This window comes from Sphingobacterium sp. UBA6317, from assembly GCF_002440385.1.
GTDB classification, from domain to species: domain Bacteria; phylum Bacteroidota; class Bacteroidia; order Sphingobacteriales; family Sphingobacteriaceae; genus Sphingobacterium; species Sphingobacterium multivorum.
Genome location: NZ_DJTD01000041.1, coordinates 1 through 14,543, shown reverse-complemented (window position 1 = coordinate 14,543; position 14,543 = coordinate 1). Strand labels below are relative to the sequence as shown.

Below are 14,543 nucleotides of genomic sequence, written 5' to 3'. Positions count from 1 at the left end.
TAGTGACGGGGGTTTTGCTTTTTTATAAATGATTTTATTTTGCAATTAGAAGAAATGGAATTTGCAATTATAGCGGCGGGAGAAGGTTCTCGATTGCGAAAAGAGGGGTTCAATTTACCGAAACCCTTGCTACCATTACATGGAGTTCCATTAATTGAACGATTGATTCGCGTGTTTGTTAAAGAAGGAGCGCAACGAGTTCATGTTATTATCAATAAACAATCTCCGGAGCTGAAATTGTTTTTGGAAAAAACGACGTTTGAATTACCTATTGTGCTTATAGAGGAAGATACTGCAAGTTCATTGCATAGTTTTGCCTTGCTTGTCAAAAACAACCCCGATTGGTCGTCCTGTTGTCTAACCACAACAGATACGGTTTTTAGGCCACATGAATTTCATGCCTATTTAGAAGCATTTCAGCAACATCAACAGGCCGATGCTTTTATGGCTGTAACTCCTTTTGTTGACGATGAGAGTCCGCTCTATGTGAACACCAATTCGCAGCTTCGGGTGGAAGCTTTTTTGGATACGGCAACCGCCAAAACGAAGTACGTTTCTGGGGGAATTTACTGCTTTCGTCAGGCGGCGATGGACTGTGCGTTGAGCTCCGTCGAAGCAGGTAATTCCAGAATGCGTAATTTTCAGCGTGCTCTATTGGAAAACGATTTACAAGTAGAAGCATTTGTATTTGAAAAGGTGGTCGATATTGATCATTTAAAAGATCGTGTTGTCGCAGAACAATTTTTGAGTGAGGAGGTTAGTTAGTAAAATGAGCGATATGATTTCTATTTTAGGCGTAACTCGAAAAAATCGCTTTTCACCCAACCATGTGGGGAATGATGCCGCCATATTCAATGAAGTAGTTTTAAAACTGACTGAAAAAGGTGCCTCGGTAGAGCTTTGTAACGAAGATGAATTTTTGTTTTCAGCATCCGTGAAGCAGGATAATATTCTGACTATGGGGAGAACAAAGACTTTAGTGAAAAAGTTGCAATCTCTTCAAAATAATGGGGTCAATGTTTTGAATTCTGGATTTGGAATTGAAAATTGCTTTCGGAAAAATATGACCCTTAAGCTTTTGGAAGGTGGAGTTCCTTATCCGAAAAGTATCGTGATCTCTACGGTTGCCGATATTCAATCTATTTTTGAGAAACTGAAAGGAAAGGGTGTGTGGATCAAACGTGGCGACTTTCACGCCATTCATAAAGAAGATGTTACTTTTGCCGCTAGTCTGAAAGAAGCGCAACATATCTTGAATGAATATGCGCTCCGCGGGATTAAAGAGGCGGTGATTTCTGAACATCTTGCCGGAGACCTACTAAAATTTTATGCGGTGCGGGGAACGGATTTCTTTTTTTATTTTTACCCCTATGAACACAATCATCACAAATATGATTTGTATGAACAAATTAATGATGAGGTCGTACACTTTCCTTTTGATCTCGACAAGCTAAAAGAAGTCGCCAATCGTGCGGCAGAAGTCCTGGATGTACATATCTACGGCGGCGACGTGATTATTGATGCAAATGGAGACTTCCATATTATTGACTTAAATGACTGGCCAAGTTTTGCGCCTTGTCGGGCAGAGGCTGCAGAGGCCATTGCTCAAATGGTTTACCATAAATTTACTGAAAAGAACCACAATGCAGAAAGAACAAGTTAATGTAATCGAAGAAGATAATTTGAGTGCATTCGAACAATCTTTAAAATCTAATGATACCGAGGAACGAATTGATATTTGGTTTTATCGACCTATAGGTTATCGCATTGCGCAAGTCTGTGCAAAAATTGGTATTACACCCAACGCTGTAACCATTATTAGTATTTTCTTTGGCGTTGCGGCGGGTATTTTATTCTATTACCCGGCGTTATGGATTAATGTGATCGGCATGCTTTTATTGGTTTTTGCCAATTCTCTAGATAGTGCCGATGGACAGCTGGCCAGAATGACTGACAATAAAAGTCGCTTTGGTCGTATCTTGGATGGTTTTGCTGGCGATTTTTGGTTTGCTTCTATTCATATTGCGATCTGTTTACGCAGTATTAACGAGGGGTGGCCACAATGGCTATGGGTATTTTGTGTGCTTGCAGGTGTATCGCATATGCTTCAGTCAGCAATGGCTGATTATTATCGTAACGTGCATTTGTATTTTATTAAAGGTAAAGCTGGAAGTGAGCTGGACAATACACGTGATTTGAAAGTTGACTACGATGCCTTGTCCTGGAGCAAGAATTTTTTCAGCAAATTTGTGTTAAATGGCTATATGGGCTATACACGAAACCAGGAAAAGCTTTCGCCAAAACTGCAAAAGCTACTGCGCCTAGTGAAAAGTCGCTATAAAGACGAATTGCCAAAACAATTAATGGTCGACTTTAGAACTCAAAATAAACCATTGATGAAGTATACAAATATTGTACAGTTCAATACAAGGGTGATTTTCCTATTTGTTTGGTTGTTTATCGGCCAACCTTGGATTTACTTTTTCTTTGACATGTTTGTCCTAAATCCGATATTGATCTATATGTGTAACCGACAAGAAAAGGTAAGTGGCTATTTTGTTGATAAATTAACAAATGATCCAACCTATGGGTAGCAAAATCTATAAAGTGCTCTTTATGCTGATCGGTATAGGTACACTGGCCTATATGATTCATGCAATGGGAATTGATGAGATTTGGAACAACCTTGAAAATATTGGCTGGTGGTTTCTGCCTGTACTTGGTAGCTGGGCAGTACTCTACTGGATGAATGCTATGGCATTTAAGGCAATTATTCAGGAACCGGAATTGCCACAGACAAACGTCCCTTTTTGGAAGGTCTTACAATTGACAATATCGGGGTATGCCATCAATTATATAACACCATTTGTTGCGTTAGGAGGGGAGCCTTATCGTATTATGGAGCTTAAAAACTATGTCGGTGGTTCGAAGGCAGGTTCATCTGTGCTGTTATACGGTGTCATGCACATCCTATCGCATATTTTATTTTGGGTCGCTTCTGTTTTTCTAATTCTTTGGTTTGTGCCTGCTAGCACGATGGTCAATGTGGCCTGTGCTGCGATTTTTGTAATGGCTATCATCTGTACTTGGCTATTTACAAAATTTTATAAGAAGGGAATTACCGTTTCACTATTGAAAGCCTTGTCTAAACTGCCTTTGGTAGGCAAGAAAGTGGGTGATGTACTGGATACGAAATATGAAACTTTGAATGACGTCGATCAACAGGTGAAAAACCTCTTTCAAAATCGTCGTGATCGTTTCTATACGGCGCTTTTTTGGGAATTTGTAGCACGCGTTGTAGGCTGTTTTGAGATTTATTTTATTGGTTTGGCTTTAGATATCAATATTGATTTTATTGATGCTATGATCATTAGCTCAGGATCTTCCCTATTTGCCAATCTTGTTTTTTTCTTTCCAATGCAGTTGGGAACCCGGGAAGGTGGATTGGCAATGGCCGTAATGAGTATAGGATTGCCTGCGAAAGTCGGTATTTTTATGGGTGTTGTGACACGAATTAGGGAAATTGTGTGGATTATGATCGGTTTGGGGTGGATGAGTTTAGTAAAAAAGAAATAACATGGATAAGTTTAATATTAAAGGAATTATTTTTGATTATGGTGGAACCTTAGACACCAATGGCGGCCACTGGGGAGCTGTTATCTGGTCGGGTTATGAAAAATATCAGGTTCCCGTAAATTTGAACGCTTTTCAGGAGGCCTATACCTACGCGGAACGTCAGATGGCTTTACAACCTATTATTAAACCGCAGTTTAATTTTTTGGAAGTGCTTGAAGCAAAGCTCACTGTGCAATTTGATTATCTTATTGCTGCAGGGTACGACTTAGACCGATCATTAGCGCATAGAATAGCCTTTGACGGTTATTCATTGGCGAAGAATACGGTTGAAGAGGTAAAACCACTGTTAAATTCAATCCATGAAAAATATCCGATTGTCATGGTTTCCAATTTTTATGGTAATTTAAAATCGGTCCTTGATGATTTTGGGATTCTATCTTATTTTCAGGAAGTTGTGGAGTCGGCTGTCGTCGGTGTGCGCAAACCTGATCCTGCCATTTATGCCTTAGGTGTAACTAAAATAGGACTTCCTGCACAAGAGGTATTGGTGGTGGGTGATTCCTATAGTAAAGATATGGTACCTGCCAAAGCGGTTGGCTGCCAAACCTTATGGTTGAAAGGGCAGACTTGGGGCGAGGATAAATTGCAGGATACTGGAGCTGCAGACCAGCAATTTACAAGCATCTTCGATTTAATCGACTTTGTTTAAGTAGAGATTCTGACGAAATTCTTTAGGCGAGATTCCAACATTTCGCTTAAAGAATTTACCAAAAAAAGATTGATCCGAGAAATGTAATTTCACTGCAATTTCTCCGATGGGGAGCCCCTGGCAAAGTAATGATTTTGCTTCCTCCACTAAAACGTTCTGAATAAGTTCTATTGCTGATTTTCCAGTTAGTTCCTTGGTAATCACCGATAGGTGTTTCGCTGTGATGCCAAGTTCCATCGCATAAAATTGCACCATGTGTTCTTTATGAAACGACTTTTTTAGTAGCAAATGAAAATTGGCCAGAATCTCTCTTTTCCGGGAGGGAATAGCGGGTGTATTTCGCATATTTTGGCTTCCTAGACGAGCTATTTCACAAAATAATATTTCTGTTAATGACTTAATAATCTGATGTTTGAAAAGGTAGCTAGAGTCTTGTCGGTCGTAATGAATAAACTGTTTAAATAAGTTAGATAAGTTGATCGAATCTTGGTTCGATAGCGACCAGATGTAACTGTCACTTAAGGCAAGCGACTTTTTGGTGACCTCGAAGAAATCTTCTTGAAAATCCAGTTTGAAGCTAAAATCTAGCGTAAAGAAAATCAAATATACCTCACAGTCCCAAGATTTGACGACTGAAGAGCCATTCACTCGGGAGGATGGATTGGTTAACAAAAGGTGATTTTGCGCAACTTGTACCCGTTCGTTATTAATCATGAAGGATGTCTCACCTTTTTTTATTAAACAGAGCGAATAGAGGTCACCTTTTGTTAAAATCTGCTGCTGCTCGGAACTAAAGACAGGTTTCGATTTGTTGCCCTTAAAATGAAAGACATAAAAACCCTTGTTTTTGATGGGAGTTTCCTTTACAGACATGTTTATTTTACGATAAAATCAAAATAGGTTTTACGATAAGGTTCATCTTGCAAAGTGTAATGCCACCATTCCTTATCATAAGCTTTGAAGCCAAATTTAGCCATCGCTTCTTTTAAAATCTTCCGGTTTTCTTTCTGTTGGGCGGTCAGATGCGCATAGTGATGATGGGAGACTGCGCCGAAAAAATCAAAAGGTCCACCCATATCAATCTCCTTATGATCTTTTAGGCTGATGAGCGTTAGATCGACTGTACTGCCACGGCTGTGGCCTGATTTGGAGGCAATAAAGCCTAGATTGAACAAGTTCTTCTTATTGATAAGCGGGTAGAATTCCCTTTTTGCGATAGTATCATTGGTGTTTAAGGACCATGTTTTAAAGTTGTCAACAGCACGTTGCGGACGGTAGGCATCGAATATTTTCAGGCCAAGACCTTTTTTATTTAAATGGTTCTCGACCTGTTGCAGTGCTAGCGCTGCGCGCTTCGTTAAAATAGCGACTGGTTTTTCATAACCTTGAATTGGCCTTCCGGTGAAGTTGTGGCTACCAAAATAACGCATTTCTAAACTTATTGTTGGAATAATGTCCTTGACGTATACAAAATCTGAAGGCATGGTCTTTTCCTGCGCACTGAGAGAAAGCGTGGAAAGGCTTAAGGCAAATATAAGACACAAGTTAAATTTCATGGAATGAAGATACAACTTGTGTCTTAATTAATATAATATAAAACGTTATTCTCGTTCGTAATGACAAGAATGATCTTGAATTCAGCTTATTGACCAATTTGTGCTCGTATTGATCAACAGCCCACTAATGATCCGCTAATTTTTTTTTCAGATAATTGTATATTTCAATCTGCGAACGGCACGGCGCCTTTTTATTCTCAACGTAATGATTGCTCAGTGAATTGTTGAGTATACGGGCCTTGACATTATCATTGAGCTGGATCTGAAGCATTTCTTTTAAATCTTCCTTGATTTTTTTACTTGTTATTTTGACCGCTGCTTCGATGCGATGATCCAAGTTTCTTGTCATCCAATCTGCCGAGGAAATAAATAGCTGCTCTCGGCCAGCGTTGTAGAAATACATCACACGTGCATGTTCCAAATACTCATCGACGATTGAAATGGCATTCATTTGCAATTTAAAGGTTTTTTGATTTGTTGCACAGTAGATTCCCCGGATGATAAGGTCTATTTTGACACCAGCTGTTGCGGCATCATAGAGCTTTTTAATCATTTCTTTATCGCTCAGTGAGTTTACCTTGACAATAATATATGCTTTTCGACCAGCCTTGGCTTCGGTAATCTCCTGATCGATGTAGTGTAGAAGTTCCCTGCGCATATCCGTTGGGCATATCAACAGACTTTTGCAATTTTTGATAATTTCAGCCGGATTTGACTTAGGACGTCTCAGGTAATTGAAAACCTTATTTATATCGGCAATAACATCCCTATTACTCGTTAACAGGCAGTAATCTCCGTATAATTTAGCCGTTTTTTCATTGATATTTCCTGTGCTGACAAAACCATACTGGATCGTTTTCATTCCAATACGTTTTTTGATGACGCATAGTTTTGCATGGACCTTTTTATTTGGGATACCGGTCAATACCTTGATGCCTTCCAGTTCAAGTTTCTCTTTCCAGTCCAAATTGTTTTCTTCATCAAATCTTGCCCGAAGTTCAAGCATCACGGTGACTTCCTTTCCATTGCGGGCCGCGTTAATCAGGGCATTTGCAATTTTTGAATTCGAGGCTAAGCGGTATGCCGTAATCTGGATGGTTTTCACATCTGGATCCATCGCTGCTTCACGAAGTAGATCAATGATCGGTCTAAACTCATGATAGGGGAAGGAGAGCAGCACATCTTTTTTCAATACAGTATCCGTTACACGTTCGTAGTTCTTGAAATAGGGGTGTGGAAAGGACGTCCGTTCCAAGGGCTGATTATAGGATTTAAACACATTGGGAAAATCCATGAAGTGTTTGAAGTTGTGTATTTTTTGTCCTGGAATGATGCTGTCTTTTTTTGAAAGGTTAAGTTTCTTGATCAGGAATTCTACCAATTTATGGTCCATCTCTTGATCAAAAATAAATCGGGTAGGTTTACCTTTTCTTCTGTTTTTTACCCCTTTGCTTATCTTTTCGACCAGCGTCGTGTTGATGTCATTGTCAATGTCAAATTCGGCGTCTTTTGTGACTTTAAATACATGTGCATTGAATACATCAAAACCGAAATAGGAGAATATCAGAGGAAGATTAAACTTGATAACATCCTCCAAAAGTATGATGTGTTTTTCATCTTTTGGCGATGGCAACTGGACGAAGCGTCCATTTTGACTGGTCGGGATTTCGATGAGTGCAAATTTGGTTTCGTACTGCCATTCCTGTTTTCCCATCGCAATGCCCAAATAAAGGCTCTTATCCCGAATATAAGGCATAGGCCGCACATCGTCCAATATCAGCGGAATGACGTTCGATTCTACGTCATCCTGATAATAGTCACTCACAAACTTCTGTTGTTCGGGGTTGAGTTCCTCACTGGTCTTAATATAGACATTTTGTTTGGCCATATCTTTTTGGATACGATTCCAGGTACTGTCAAATTTCTTTTGCTGCTTGATGACCCGGATATTGAGCTCTTCTAGAATAAGCTGAGGATCTTCATAGAAGGATTGATTGGCACTTTTATCTTTGAGGTCTATAGCCCGTTTTAGACCTGCAACACGCACGCGGAAAAATTCATCGAGGTTATTGGAAAATATACCTAAAAATTTGATTCTTAAGGGTAAAGGGACAGTCTCATCCGCAGCTTCCTGAAGTACTCTGCCATTAAAGCTCAACCAACTAACGTCTCTAGGAATAAATTTTTTCGCCATAGCTAAATATACGTAAATTTAAAAAGCAAAACTATAGCTCTGCAGGGGATAATCGAACTTTTTTGTGTTAAAGAATTATTAAGTTATTTTTTGTTGATGTATTTCGAGCGTCGTTTTAAGGTGCATTTTTGCCATCATTCTTCTTCCCTAGAAATAACCGCTACAAGGTCGTGCACTGCATGGAAAAAAAATCCCCCAAAGTCTTGCAGACTTTGAGGGACATGTCATTATGTTTGATTTCGTCTATTTCTTCTTTCCGTACTTTTTGGAAATTTGAATAGCTTTGTATTTCGTCGTGTCAAAATGGGGTGTGTCAATTGATAAGCTTGTCGGATAAGGAGCGCTTCGATCAAAGAAATACACCGTTGTTGTGCTTCCGTAATCATTAACTGGCATCAAGTCAAGACAGCCTGTATAATCTGCGTTCAACAGGTCACCTACTGTAACGGCATAGATGCGTATGATACCGCCTTTATTTTGTTCATTTCTGACGAAAGCGACTTCCTTAAAACCTCCCGGTAAATCTTCAATACTTTTCTGATTGAAGCTATCTTTTAAAATAAAACCCAGCAGCACTAAAATCGGTATGACCAAAAGCCATAACCTTTTATTCTTCTTCATTAAAAAACCCTTAAATTGTAATACCTAATAACTTATAAAACTCTTTTAAAATTGCCTGATGTCCTGGCCAAGCAGGAGAGGTGACCAAATTTCCGTCTACGACCGCTTGATCTGCAGGAATATTTTTCCATGTGCCGCCTGCTAATTCAATGTCTGGACCTACAGCAACATAGGCTGTCAATGTACGACCTGCGAGTACTTTTGCAGCTGTTAACACCTGGATACCATGACATATTGCCGCCACAGGTTTGTTGTGCTCAAAGAAGTGTTTCGTAATCTCCAAAACACGTTTGTTGAGTCGAATATATTCTGCCGATCGTCCGCCAGCAATATATAGACCGTCATAGTCTTCAACATTTACCTGGTCGAAATCTTTATTGATTGCGAAATTATGCCCGCGCAATTCTTTGTAGGTCTGATCACCAGTGAAATCATGTACTGCTGTGGGAACTACATCCCCGCTTTTGCGGTCTGGAGCAATTGCATCTACCGTTATCCCTATAGAACCCATTGCTTGAAATGGAACCATTGCTTCGTAGTCTTCTACAAAGTCTCCTACAAGTAGTAATATTTTTTTTGCCATATCAAAAAACCTCTTTTAATAGGTTTTCAATTTACATATTAAAAGAGGTTTTTACAATGATTATTTGTTAATCTTTTGTTAACCCTGAACGGATAATTTTTCGGCAAGTGCACGTTTTGTTTTACGTACTTTAGCTTCTAATTGACTTCTTAAAGTCGGGTCGATAATACCTTTACCTTCTTCAAAGTTTTTGTGGAATTCGGGAAGAGAAAAGGAATCTAATATATCGGCACCGTCCCAAGTGATTCGATTGACAGCAGTGTTCAAAACTGTGGCACCTCCCATTGGACCAGGGGCAGTAGCCAATAAGAAAACAGGTTTGCCGTTGAATAATTTACGGTTAGGAATCCGTGAAACCCAGTCAACGATATTTTTGTAAGCTGTGGTATAGGATCCATTATGTTCGGCCAAAGAAATCAACAGGAAATCTGCGGCATCCATTTTAGCTGCAAAGTCATGTGCCAATTGAGGAATGCCCAACTCGACTTCTTTGTCGTAAGAATAGATCGGCATTTCAAAATGGTTTAAGTCTAGCAATTCGATGGTATCGTCGGCTTCCTTGTAGTATTTTGAAGTACTTGTGACAAATGTTTTGTTGATTGAGTTTTTGTTGCTTGTGCCTGCAAATGCTAATATTTTCATCTTTATATCATTAATTTATGAGGTGCTGCATAGGGTTAAAAATACCCCATACTGGCCTCGCTGTTACCTTTGGAAAATCATGGTTTTCGCATGTTTTCGATTTGATTTATTTTTAAATCGGGTCAAACTTACAATATAATTGCTGAATAAATGTCAATCAAATGTCTCTGTGGGGTGTTCTGCTTTATTTATTGATGTAGATCAAGAAAATTAAAACGTTCGTACATGCCAAGTAGACCTGTAAGTCCGCCGGTATGTATTACGAGTACCTGATCGGCGGGGGTAAAGTAGTCCTTTTTGATCAGGTCATCCACGGCATAGAGCAATTTGCCGGTATAAGTAGGTTCAATCATTATTCCTGTGGATGCTATAAAATGTTGAACGAAGGCGAGCAAGTCGGCGTTGGATTTGGCATAACCACCAAAATGATAATCAAGGTGTAAAATAGGCGGGGGGATGTTGGGGTAAAGTTGATCGACTTCCGTTTGAATAAAGCCACCATTTTTTAAAACAGGAACGCCATGTACATGGGTAAATAGATCTCGTTTTTCGACAGCATTGCCTATTCCCGCTAATGTTGTTCCTGTACCACAGGCTGTAAAAATATGCTGATATTCATGTTGGAGTTCGTCAACGATTTCGGCGCAACCTTTCGCTCCGAGCATACCGTAACCGCCTTCATGTATATAGAATGTCGTCGGATCCTGACCAAAATAACGCTCGTATAAATTTTCTTTATTTCGGTAAGATTCGCGGTCGACGTAAATAAGCTGCATCCCAAAAAGACGACACATCGTTAAAACAGGGTTGTTAACCCCTTCTTCACCTCTAACAAAAGCAGTTGTTTTAAACTTGAAGGTAGCGCCGGCGCAAGCAGTAGCCAAAAGATGGTTGCTCCATGCCCCGCCAAATGTAACCAGATGGCTTTTCCCTAGCTGCACTGCTTCTTCCAGATTATATTTTAATTTTCGCCACTTATTGCCCGAAATAAACGGATGTATGAGGTCATCCCGCTTAAGCGTTACTTTAATATGCTTCTTCTCCCAGGCCGGAAGGCACAATTCAGTTTCGGGACTATGGATTTTGAACGGCAACATAACATTAAATGAAAACAAATTTAACGAAAATTGTTTCATTTGGTTTATTTTTGTAGCATGACAGAACAAATTGGATCGCAAGATCAGGAAGAACAGGAATTATTTGAGCATCTACGTATTGAGGTGGATAAGGGGCAAGCATTACTCCGCATTGATAAATATCTGATGAACAGGGTGGAAAATGCTACGCGGAGCAAAATTCAGCATGCTATTGAAGCTGGTTCTGTCATGGTTAACGGTAAGGAGATCAAGGCGAGCTATAAGGTTAGACCTGATGATGTGATTACATTGGTGCTACCTGATCCGCCACGGGATAACGAAGTTTATCCTGAAAACATTCCATTAGATATCAAATACGAGGATGACGATGTGTTGATCGTGAATAAGGAGGCGGGAATGGTCGTGCATCCAGGATATAATAATTATACAGGAACCTTGGTCAATGCATTAACGTATCATATACAGCAGCTGCCACAGCTACCTGGAAACTCCGATCGCCCGGGTTTAGTGCATCGAATCGATAAAGACACCTCCGGATTATTGGTCATTGCTAAAAATGAAAAATCAATGGCCTTTTTGGCAAAGCAGTTTTTCGATCACAGCATTACCCGTAAATATATTGCATTAGTTTGGGGAGATTTAAAAGAGGACGGAACAATCACAGGTTATATTGGACGTCATCTAAAAGACAGACGTATCATGGCGATGTATGATAGTGAAGACAAGGGGCGTTGGTCAGTGACACATTACCGAGTTTTGGAGCGACTGGGCTATGTTACCCTAATAGAATGTCAATTAGAAACGGGACGTACACATCAAATTCGTACGCATATGCAATCTATTGGTCATCCGCTATTCAATGATGCCATGTATGGCGGCGATAAGATTTTAAAAGGTACCGTGTTTTCAAAGTACAAGCAGTTTGTGGATAACTGTTTTTCATTGCTGCCGCGACAAGCACTTCATGCGCAAGTATTGGGATTTATTCATCCTTCTACAAAAGAAAATATGTATTTTGAGGTACCATATCCGGAAGATTTTCGTTTAGCTTTAGAAAAGTGGCGCGGATATGCGGCAAATTCAATGGCTATAGAACATGATTAAAATTTAGAACAAAATTAAGATGCCAACAAACTATATCAATTTCAATGGCAATGTAGTGCCGGAAGATCAGGAAATATTTAGCATTGAGAATAGAGGTTTTCGTTATGGGGACGGACTGTTCGAAACGATGTTGTATAAGGATGGTGATATCCGCTTTCTAAATTTTCATGTCGAGCGTTTACAAAAAGGAATGGAGTTGATTCATTTGGATGATGCAAACCTTTTCGATGCATTTTTTATTCGTTCGAGATCCGAAGAATTAATCCGTAAAAACAATATGTTGGGACAGCAGGTTCGTATCCGGTTGATCGTATTTAGATCTGGTGGCGGATTGTATAGTCCGACGAGTAATAAACCTGGTTTTGTTTTGCAGGTGCAGCGCATAGAACCTAATCTTCGCGATAAGAAGGTCGGTTTGATTGTAGGGCTGTACAATGAATTCAAAAAACCTTATAGCGATCTTTCAAAGATTAAATCTTTAAATGCGCAGATTTATGTGTTAGCTGGCATCTATAAAAAGAAAATGGCTTTTGATGATGTGTTAATTCTAAATCAGGAAGGTTACCTATGTGAATCCTTAATTTCAAATATCTTTGTCTATTATGAAAAGGTTCTTTATACACCCGCGTTATCCGAAGGATGTATTGAAGGGGTGATGCGCCGGGTAGTCATGGACATGGCACAGGATGAAGGTATAGAAGTGGTGGAAGCACAGATAAGCCCCGAAATCATGAAACGGGCAGATGAGATTTTCTGTACCAATGCTGTACAGGGGGTACAATGGGTAATGGGCTATAAGCAAAAGCGCTATTTCAATAAGATATCGCGGATCTTACAGGAAAAATTACAGCATTGGAACTATGACCTCAGTGATGAACAAGACTAGTTTAATTTGATCATTCATACAAAAGGGCAGAACTTAATTCTGCCTTTTTGTATGAATGATTCGCTCAGCCCATTGCTCAAATGCTGTTTTAAAGCTGCGGAGAAAATCTTTGGTTTTTGCTAATTCCACTGTTCCACTTGGACCGATACAGCTGCCGATATCGCCCAGATAAGCTTCAGGTTGCTGCATCGTTGGGATATTGACGAAGACAAGTGATTGACGCAAATGATGGTTGGCCCCAAAGCCCCCATAAACTCCCGTTGATGAGGAAATTATTGCGCCAGGTTTACCATCCCATTTATTTTTTCCATAGGGTCTCGAACCCACGTCAATCGCATTCTTTAATACCGCCGGAATCGAACGGTTATACTCTGCGGTAACAAAAAGCACAGCATCCAAGGACGCGACCTCTTGACGGAAACGGGTATAGCTAGCCGGTGGGTTACCAGCATCGTCAAAATCCTGATTATATAAGGGGAGATCGCCGATATCAATCATGCGATAGCTAAATTTCGATTCCTCCTGGTCGAGGATAAACTGTGCGATCTTTTTATTGAAAGATTCCTTTCTCAAGCTGCCGACAAATATGCCTACGTTATATATACTCATGGTAATTATTCATTAAAGTCCTATCAATCTGAACAACGGATCCTTCAAAAAGGTTTGGGGTATTTTGTGAATTACACTATTTTCAACCTGTTCAAAATGAGGTTTTTATTGTTGCGTTAACAAAAATTAACATTTGAACATTAATCTTTTGCATACTGTTTGTTGTCGTATTGTAAAGAAGAAATTACAAACTAAGGGAGGAGCTACTTATGAAAAAATTGTTTTATGCGGCGGCGATCATTGCAGGCCTTTTTACGGCGGGAGCTGCACAGGCGCAAGTGAGTATCAGTGTCAATATTGGAAGTCAGCCGAGCTGGGGACCAGCGGGTTATGATTACGCGCGTTATTATTATATGCCAGAATACAATATGTATTACGATGTACCCGCGAGATGTTACGTTTATTATGATAACGGCGGCTGGATAAGAAGAGCAAGTTTACCGAGACGATATAGACATTACGATTTTTATCGGGTGCATAAAGTAGTAATCAACGATCGCACACCTTGGCATCATCACGATCGCTACAGAAGCCGTTATGGCGGTTATCGGGGAAGACAGGTCGCCATTCGAGACAGTCATCATGGTGGTGGATATTCATTTGCAAGCGAGCGTCGGGTAAGCCGCGAACATTCATGGGGTGAGAGTCGGGGATACGATAGACGAAACGACCGCGGTTATGGACGAGGTCGCGAAGGTGGTCACGGGCGTGGCAATGATCAGGGACATGGACACGGGCGAGGTAACGGTCATGGCGGAAGACATCGGGATTAATTGAGTAGCTGAATAACAGAATAAAAAAGGAATCTATATCAACATAGGTTCCTTTTTTTTGGCCGGAAATAACAGCTGGTCTGCTTTCGTAGCGCTGGAGGCATGCGAAATCATGACGCTTTGAGTGCCATGCACAATAAATTAAATAACATAACAGCTTTATTAATGAAAAATCACATGTGTCCTAAATAAA

16 protein-coding genes are annotated in these 14,543 nt (G+C 40.0%); 8 read left to right on the top strand and 8 right to left on the bottom strand.

Translation table 11 applies throughout. The features are described 5' to 3' along the window. The first annotated feature begins 39 nt into the window (after window positions 1-39). From B3E92_RS12915 to B3E92_RS12895, 5 genes are read left to right on the top strand one after another with little or no spacing between them, the layout of a single operon-like run. On the top strand, window positions 40-765 hold the full coding sequence (locus B3E92_RS12915; protein ID WP_239468707.1) for a nucleotidyltransferase family protein: 726 nt from the start codon (window positions 40-42) through the stop codon (window positions 763-765). A gap of 13 nt (window positions 766-778) precedes the next feature. Beyond that, window positions 779-1,663 (top strand): hypothetical protein, encoded by an 885-nt coding sequence (locus tag B3E92_RS12910; RefSeq protein ID WP_286897124.1) that lies wholly within the window; start codon window positions 779-781, stop codon window positions 1,661-1,663. Further along, on the top strand, window positions 1,644-2,594 hold the full coding sequence (locus B3E92_RS12905) for a CDP-alcohol phosphatidyltransferase family protein (protein WP_286769743.1): 951 nt from the start codon (window positions 1,644-1,646) through the stop codon (window positions 2,592-2,594). Before B3E92_RS12910 ends, B3E92_RS12905 begins: the two co-directional genes overlap by 20 nt. Next, window positions 2,587-3,576 (top strand): lysylphosphatidylglycerol synthase transmembrane domain-containing protein, encoded by a 990-nt coding sequence (locus B3E92_RS12900; RefSeq protein ID WP_204990742.1) that lies wholly within the window; start codon window positions 2,587-2,589, stop codon window positions 3,574-3,576. Before B3E92_RS12905 ends, B3E92_RS12900 begins: the two co-directional genes overlap by 8 nt. A 1-nt stretch (window position 3,577) precedes the next feature. Beyond that, window positions 3,578-4,285 (top strand): HAD family hydrolase, encoded by a 708-nt coding sequence (locus B3E92_RS12895; protein WP_286897120.1) that lies wholly within the window; start codon window positions 3,578-3,580, stop codon window positions 4,283-4,285. Here the strand turns inward: B3E92_RS12895 and B3E92_RS12890 are convergent. The 7 genes from B3E92_RS12890 to B3E92_RS12860 form a co-directional block, all read right to left on the bottom strand. Then, window positions 4,268-5,158, bottom strand: coding sequence for a helix-turn-helix domain-containing protein (locus tag B3E92_RS12890; RefSeq protein WP_070569648.1), 891 nt, complete (start codon window positions 5,156-5,158; stop codon window positions 4,268-4,270). The genes B3E92_RS12895 and B3E92_RS12890 overlap by 18 nt on opposite strands. A 2-nt stretch (window positions 5,159-5,160) precedes the next feature. Beyond that, complete coding sequence (locus B3E92_RS12885; protein WP_201639405.1) at window positions 5,161-5,841, bottom strand: M15 family metallopeptidase; 681 nt, start codon at window positions 5,839-5,841, stop codon at window positions 5,161-5,163. 124 nt (window positions 5,842-5,965) lie between these two features. Beyond that, window positions 5,966-8,035 carry a polyphosphate kinase 1 gene (ppk1, locus tag B3E92_RS12880; protein ID WP_286832034.1) on the bottom strand — a complete coding sequence of 690 codons (2,070 nt, stop codon included), beginning with the start codon at window positions 8,033-8,035 and terminating at the stop codon, window positions 5,966-5,968. 243 nt (window positions 8,036-8,278) lie between these two features. Beyond that, on the bottom strand, window positions 8,279-8,656 hold the full coding sequence (locus tag B3E92_RS12875) for a hypothetical protein (protein ID WP_046675797.1): 378 nt from the start codon (window positions 8,654-8,656) through the stop codon (window positions 8,279-8,281). Window positions 8,657-8,666: 10 nt separating this feature from the next. Then, a complete protein-coding gene (locus B3E92_RS12870) occupies window positions 8,667-9,239 on the bottom strand; it encodes a DJ-1/PfpI family protein (RefSeq protein WP_286897118.1) in 573 nt (190 codons plus the stop codon). A gap of 78 nt (window positions 9,240-9,317) precedes the next feature. After that, window positions 9,318-9,881: an NADPH-dependent FMN reductase gene (locus B3E92_RS12865; protein ID WP_046675799.1), complete on the bottom strand. Its 564-nt coding sequence runs from the start codon at window positions 9,879-9,881 to the stop codon at window positions 9,318-9,320. A 188-nt stretch (window positions 9,882-10,069) separates the two neighbouring features. Then, window positions 10,070-11,017 carry a 1-aminocyclopropane-1-carboxylate deaminase/D-cysteine desulfhydrase gene (locus B3E92_RS12860; RefSeq protein WP_053003927.1) on the bottom strand — a complete coding sequence of 316 codons (948 nt, stop codon included), beginning with the start codon at window positions 11,015-11,017 and terminating at the stop codon, window positions 10,070-10,072. A gap of 18 nt (window positions 11,018-11,035) precedes the next feature. Here B3E92_RS12860 and B3E92_RS12855 point away from each other — a divergent pair, with 18 nt between their 5' ends. Together B3E92_RS12855 and B3E92_RS12850 are read left to right on the top strand one after the other, a co-directional pair. Continuing rightward, window positions 11,036-12,082, top strand: a complete 1,047-nt coding sequence (locus B3E92_RS12855) for an RluA family pseudouridine synthase (RefSeq protein WP_046675800.1) — start codon at window positions 11,036-11,038, stop codon at window positions 12,080-12,082. 19 nt (window positions 12,083-12,101) lie between these two features. After that, on the top strand, window positions 12,102-12,968 hold the full coding sequence (locus B3E92_RS12850; RefSeq protein ID WP_046675801.1) for an aminotransferase class IV: 867 nt from the start codon (window positions 12,102-12,104) through the stop codon (window positions 12,966-12,968). Between the two features lie 33 nt (window positions 12,969-13,001). Here the strand turns inward: B3E92_RS12850 and B3E92_RS12845 are convergent, their stop codons facing one another. After that, window positions 13,002-13,577, bottom strand: coding sequence for an NADPH-dependent FMN reductase (locus B3E92_RS12845; protein ID WP_070569655.1), 576 nt, complete (start codon window positions 13,575-13,577; stop codon window positions 13,002-13,004). A 209-nt stretch (window positions 13,578-13,786) separates the two neighbouring features. Between B3E92_RS12845 and B3E92_RS12840 the strand changes: the two genes are divergently transcribed. Next, entirely contained in the window at window positions 13,787-14,350 is a 564-nt protein-coding gene (locus tag B3E92_RS12840; RefSeq protein WP_286897114.1) for a hypothetical protein, read from the top strand. Window positions 14,351-14,543: the final 193 nt, after the last annotated feature.

Excerpts from the sequence above, each read along its gene's own strand:
- B3E92_RS12890 (WP_070569648.1), bottom strand. The coding sequence starts at position 5,158 with ATGTCTGTAAAGGAAACTCCCATCAAAAACAAGGGTTTTTATGTCTTT.
- B3E92_RS12885 (WP_201639405.1), bottom strand. The coding sequence starts at position 5,841 with ATGAAATTTAACTTGTGTCTTATATTTGCCTTAAGCCTTTCCACGCTT.
- B3E92_RS12845 (WP_070569655.1), bottom strand. The coding sequence starts at position 13,577 with ATGAGTATATATAACGTAGGCATATTTGTCGGCAGCTTGAGAAAGGAA.
- B3E92_RS12900 (WP_204990742.1), top strand. The coding sequence starts at position 2,587 with ATGGGTAGCAAAATCTATAAAGTGCTCTTTATGCTGATCGGTATAGGT.
- B3E92_RS12865 (WP_046675799.1), bottom strand. The coding sequence starts at position 9,881 with ATGAAAATATTAGCATTTGCAGGCACAAGCAACAAAAACTCAATCAAC.
- ppk1 (WP_286832034.1), bottom strand. The coding sequence starts at position 8,035 with ATGGCGAAAAAATTTATTCCTAGAGACGTTAGTTGGTTGAGCTTTAAT.
- B3E92_RS12895 (WP_286897120.1), top strand. The coding sequence starts at position 3,578 with ATGGATAAGTTTAATATTAAAGGAATTATTTTTGATTATGGTGGAACC.
- B3E92_RS12875 (WP_046675797.1), bottom strand. The coding sequence starts at position 8,656 with ATGAAGAAGAATAAAAGGTTATGGCTTTTGGTCATACCGATTTTAGTG.
- B3E92_RS12870 (WP_286897118.1), bottom strand. The coding sequence starts at position 9,239 with ATGGCAAAAAAAATATTACTACTTGTAGGAGACTTTGTAGAAGACTAC.
- B3E92_RS12860 (WP_053003927.1), bottom strand. The coding sequence starts at position 11,017 with ATGAAACAATTTTCGTTAAATTTGTTTTCATTTAATGTTATGTTGCCG.
- B3E92_RS12855 (WP_046675800.1), top strand. The coding sequence starts at position 11,036 with ATGACAGAACAAATTGGATCGCAAGATCAGGAAGAACAGGAATTATTT.
- B3E92_RS12840 (WP_286897114.1), top strand. The coding sequence starts at position 13,787 with ATGAAAAAATTGTTTTATGCGGCGGCGATCATTGCAGGCCTTTTTACG.
- B3E92_RS12850 (WP_046675801.1), top strand. The coding sequence starts at position 12,102 with ATGCCAACAAACTATATCAATTTCAATGGCAATGTAGTGCCGGAAGAT.
- B3E92_RS12910 (WP_286897124.1), top strand. The coding sequence starts at position 779 with ATGATTTCTATTTTAGGCGTAACTCGAAAAAATCGCTTTTCACCCAAC.
- B3E92_RS12905 (WP_286769743.1), top strand. The coding sequence starts at position 1,644 with ATGCAGAAAGAACAAGTTAATGTAATCGAAGAAGATAATTTGAGTGCA.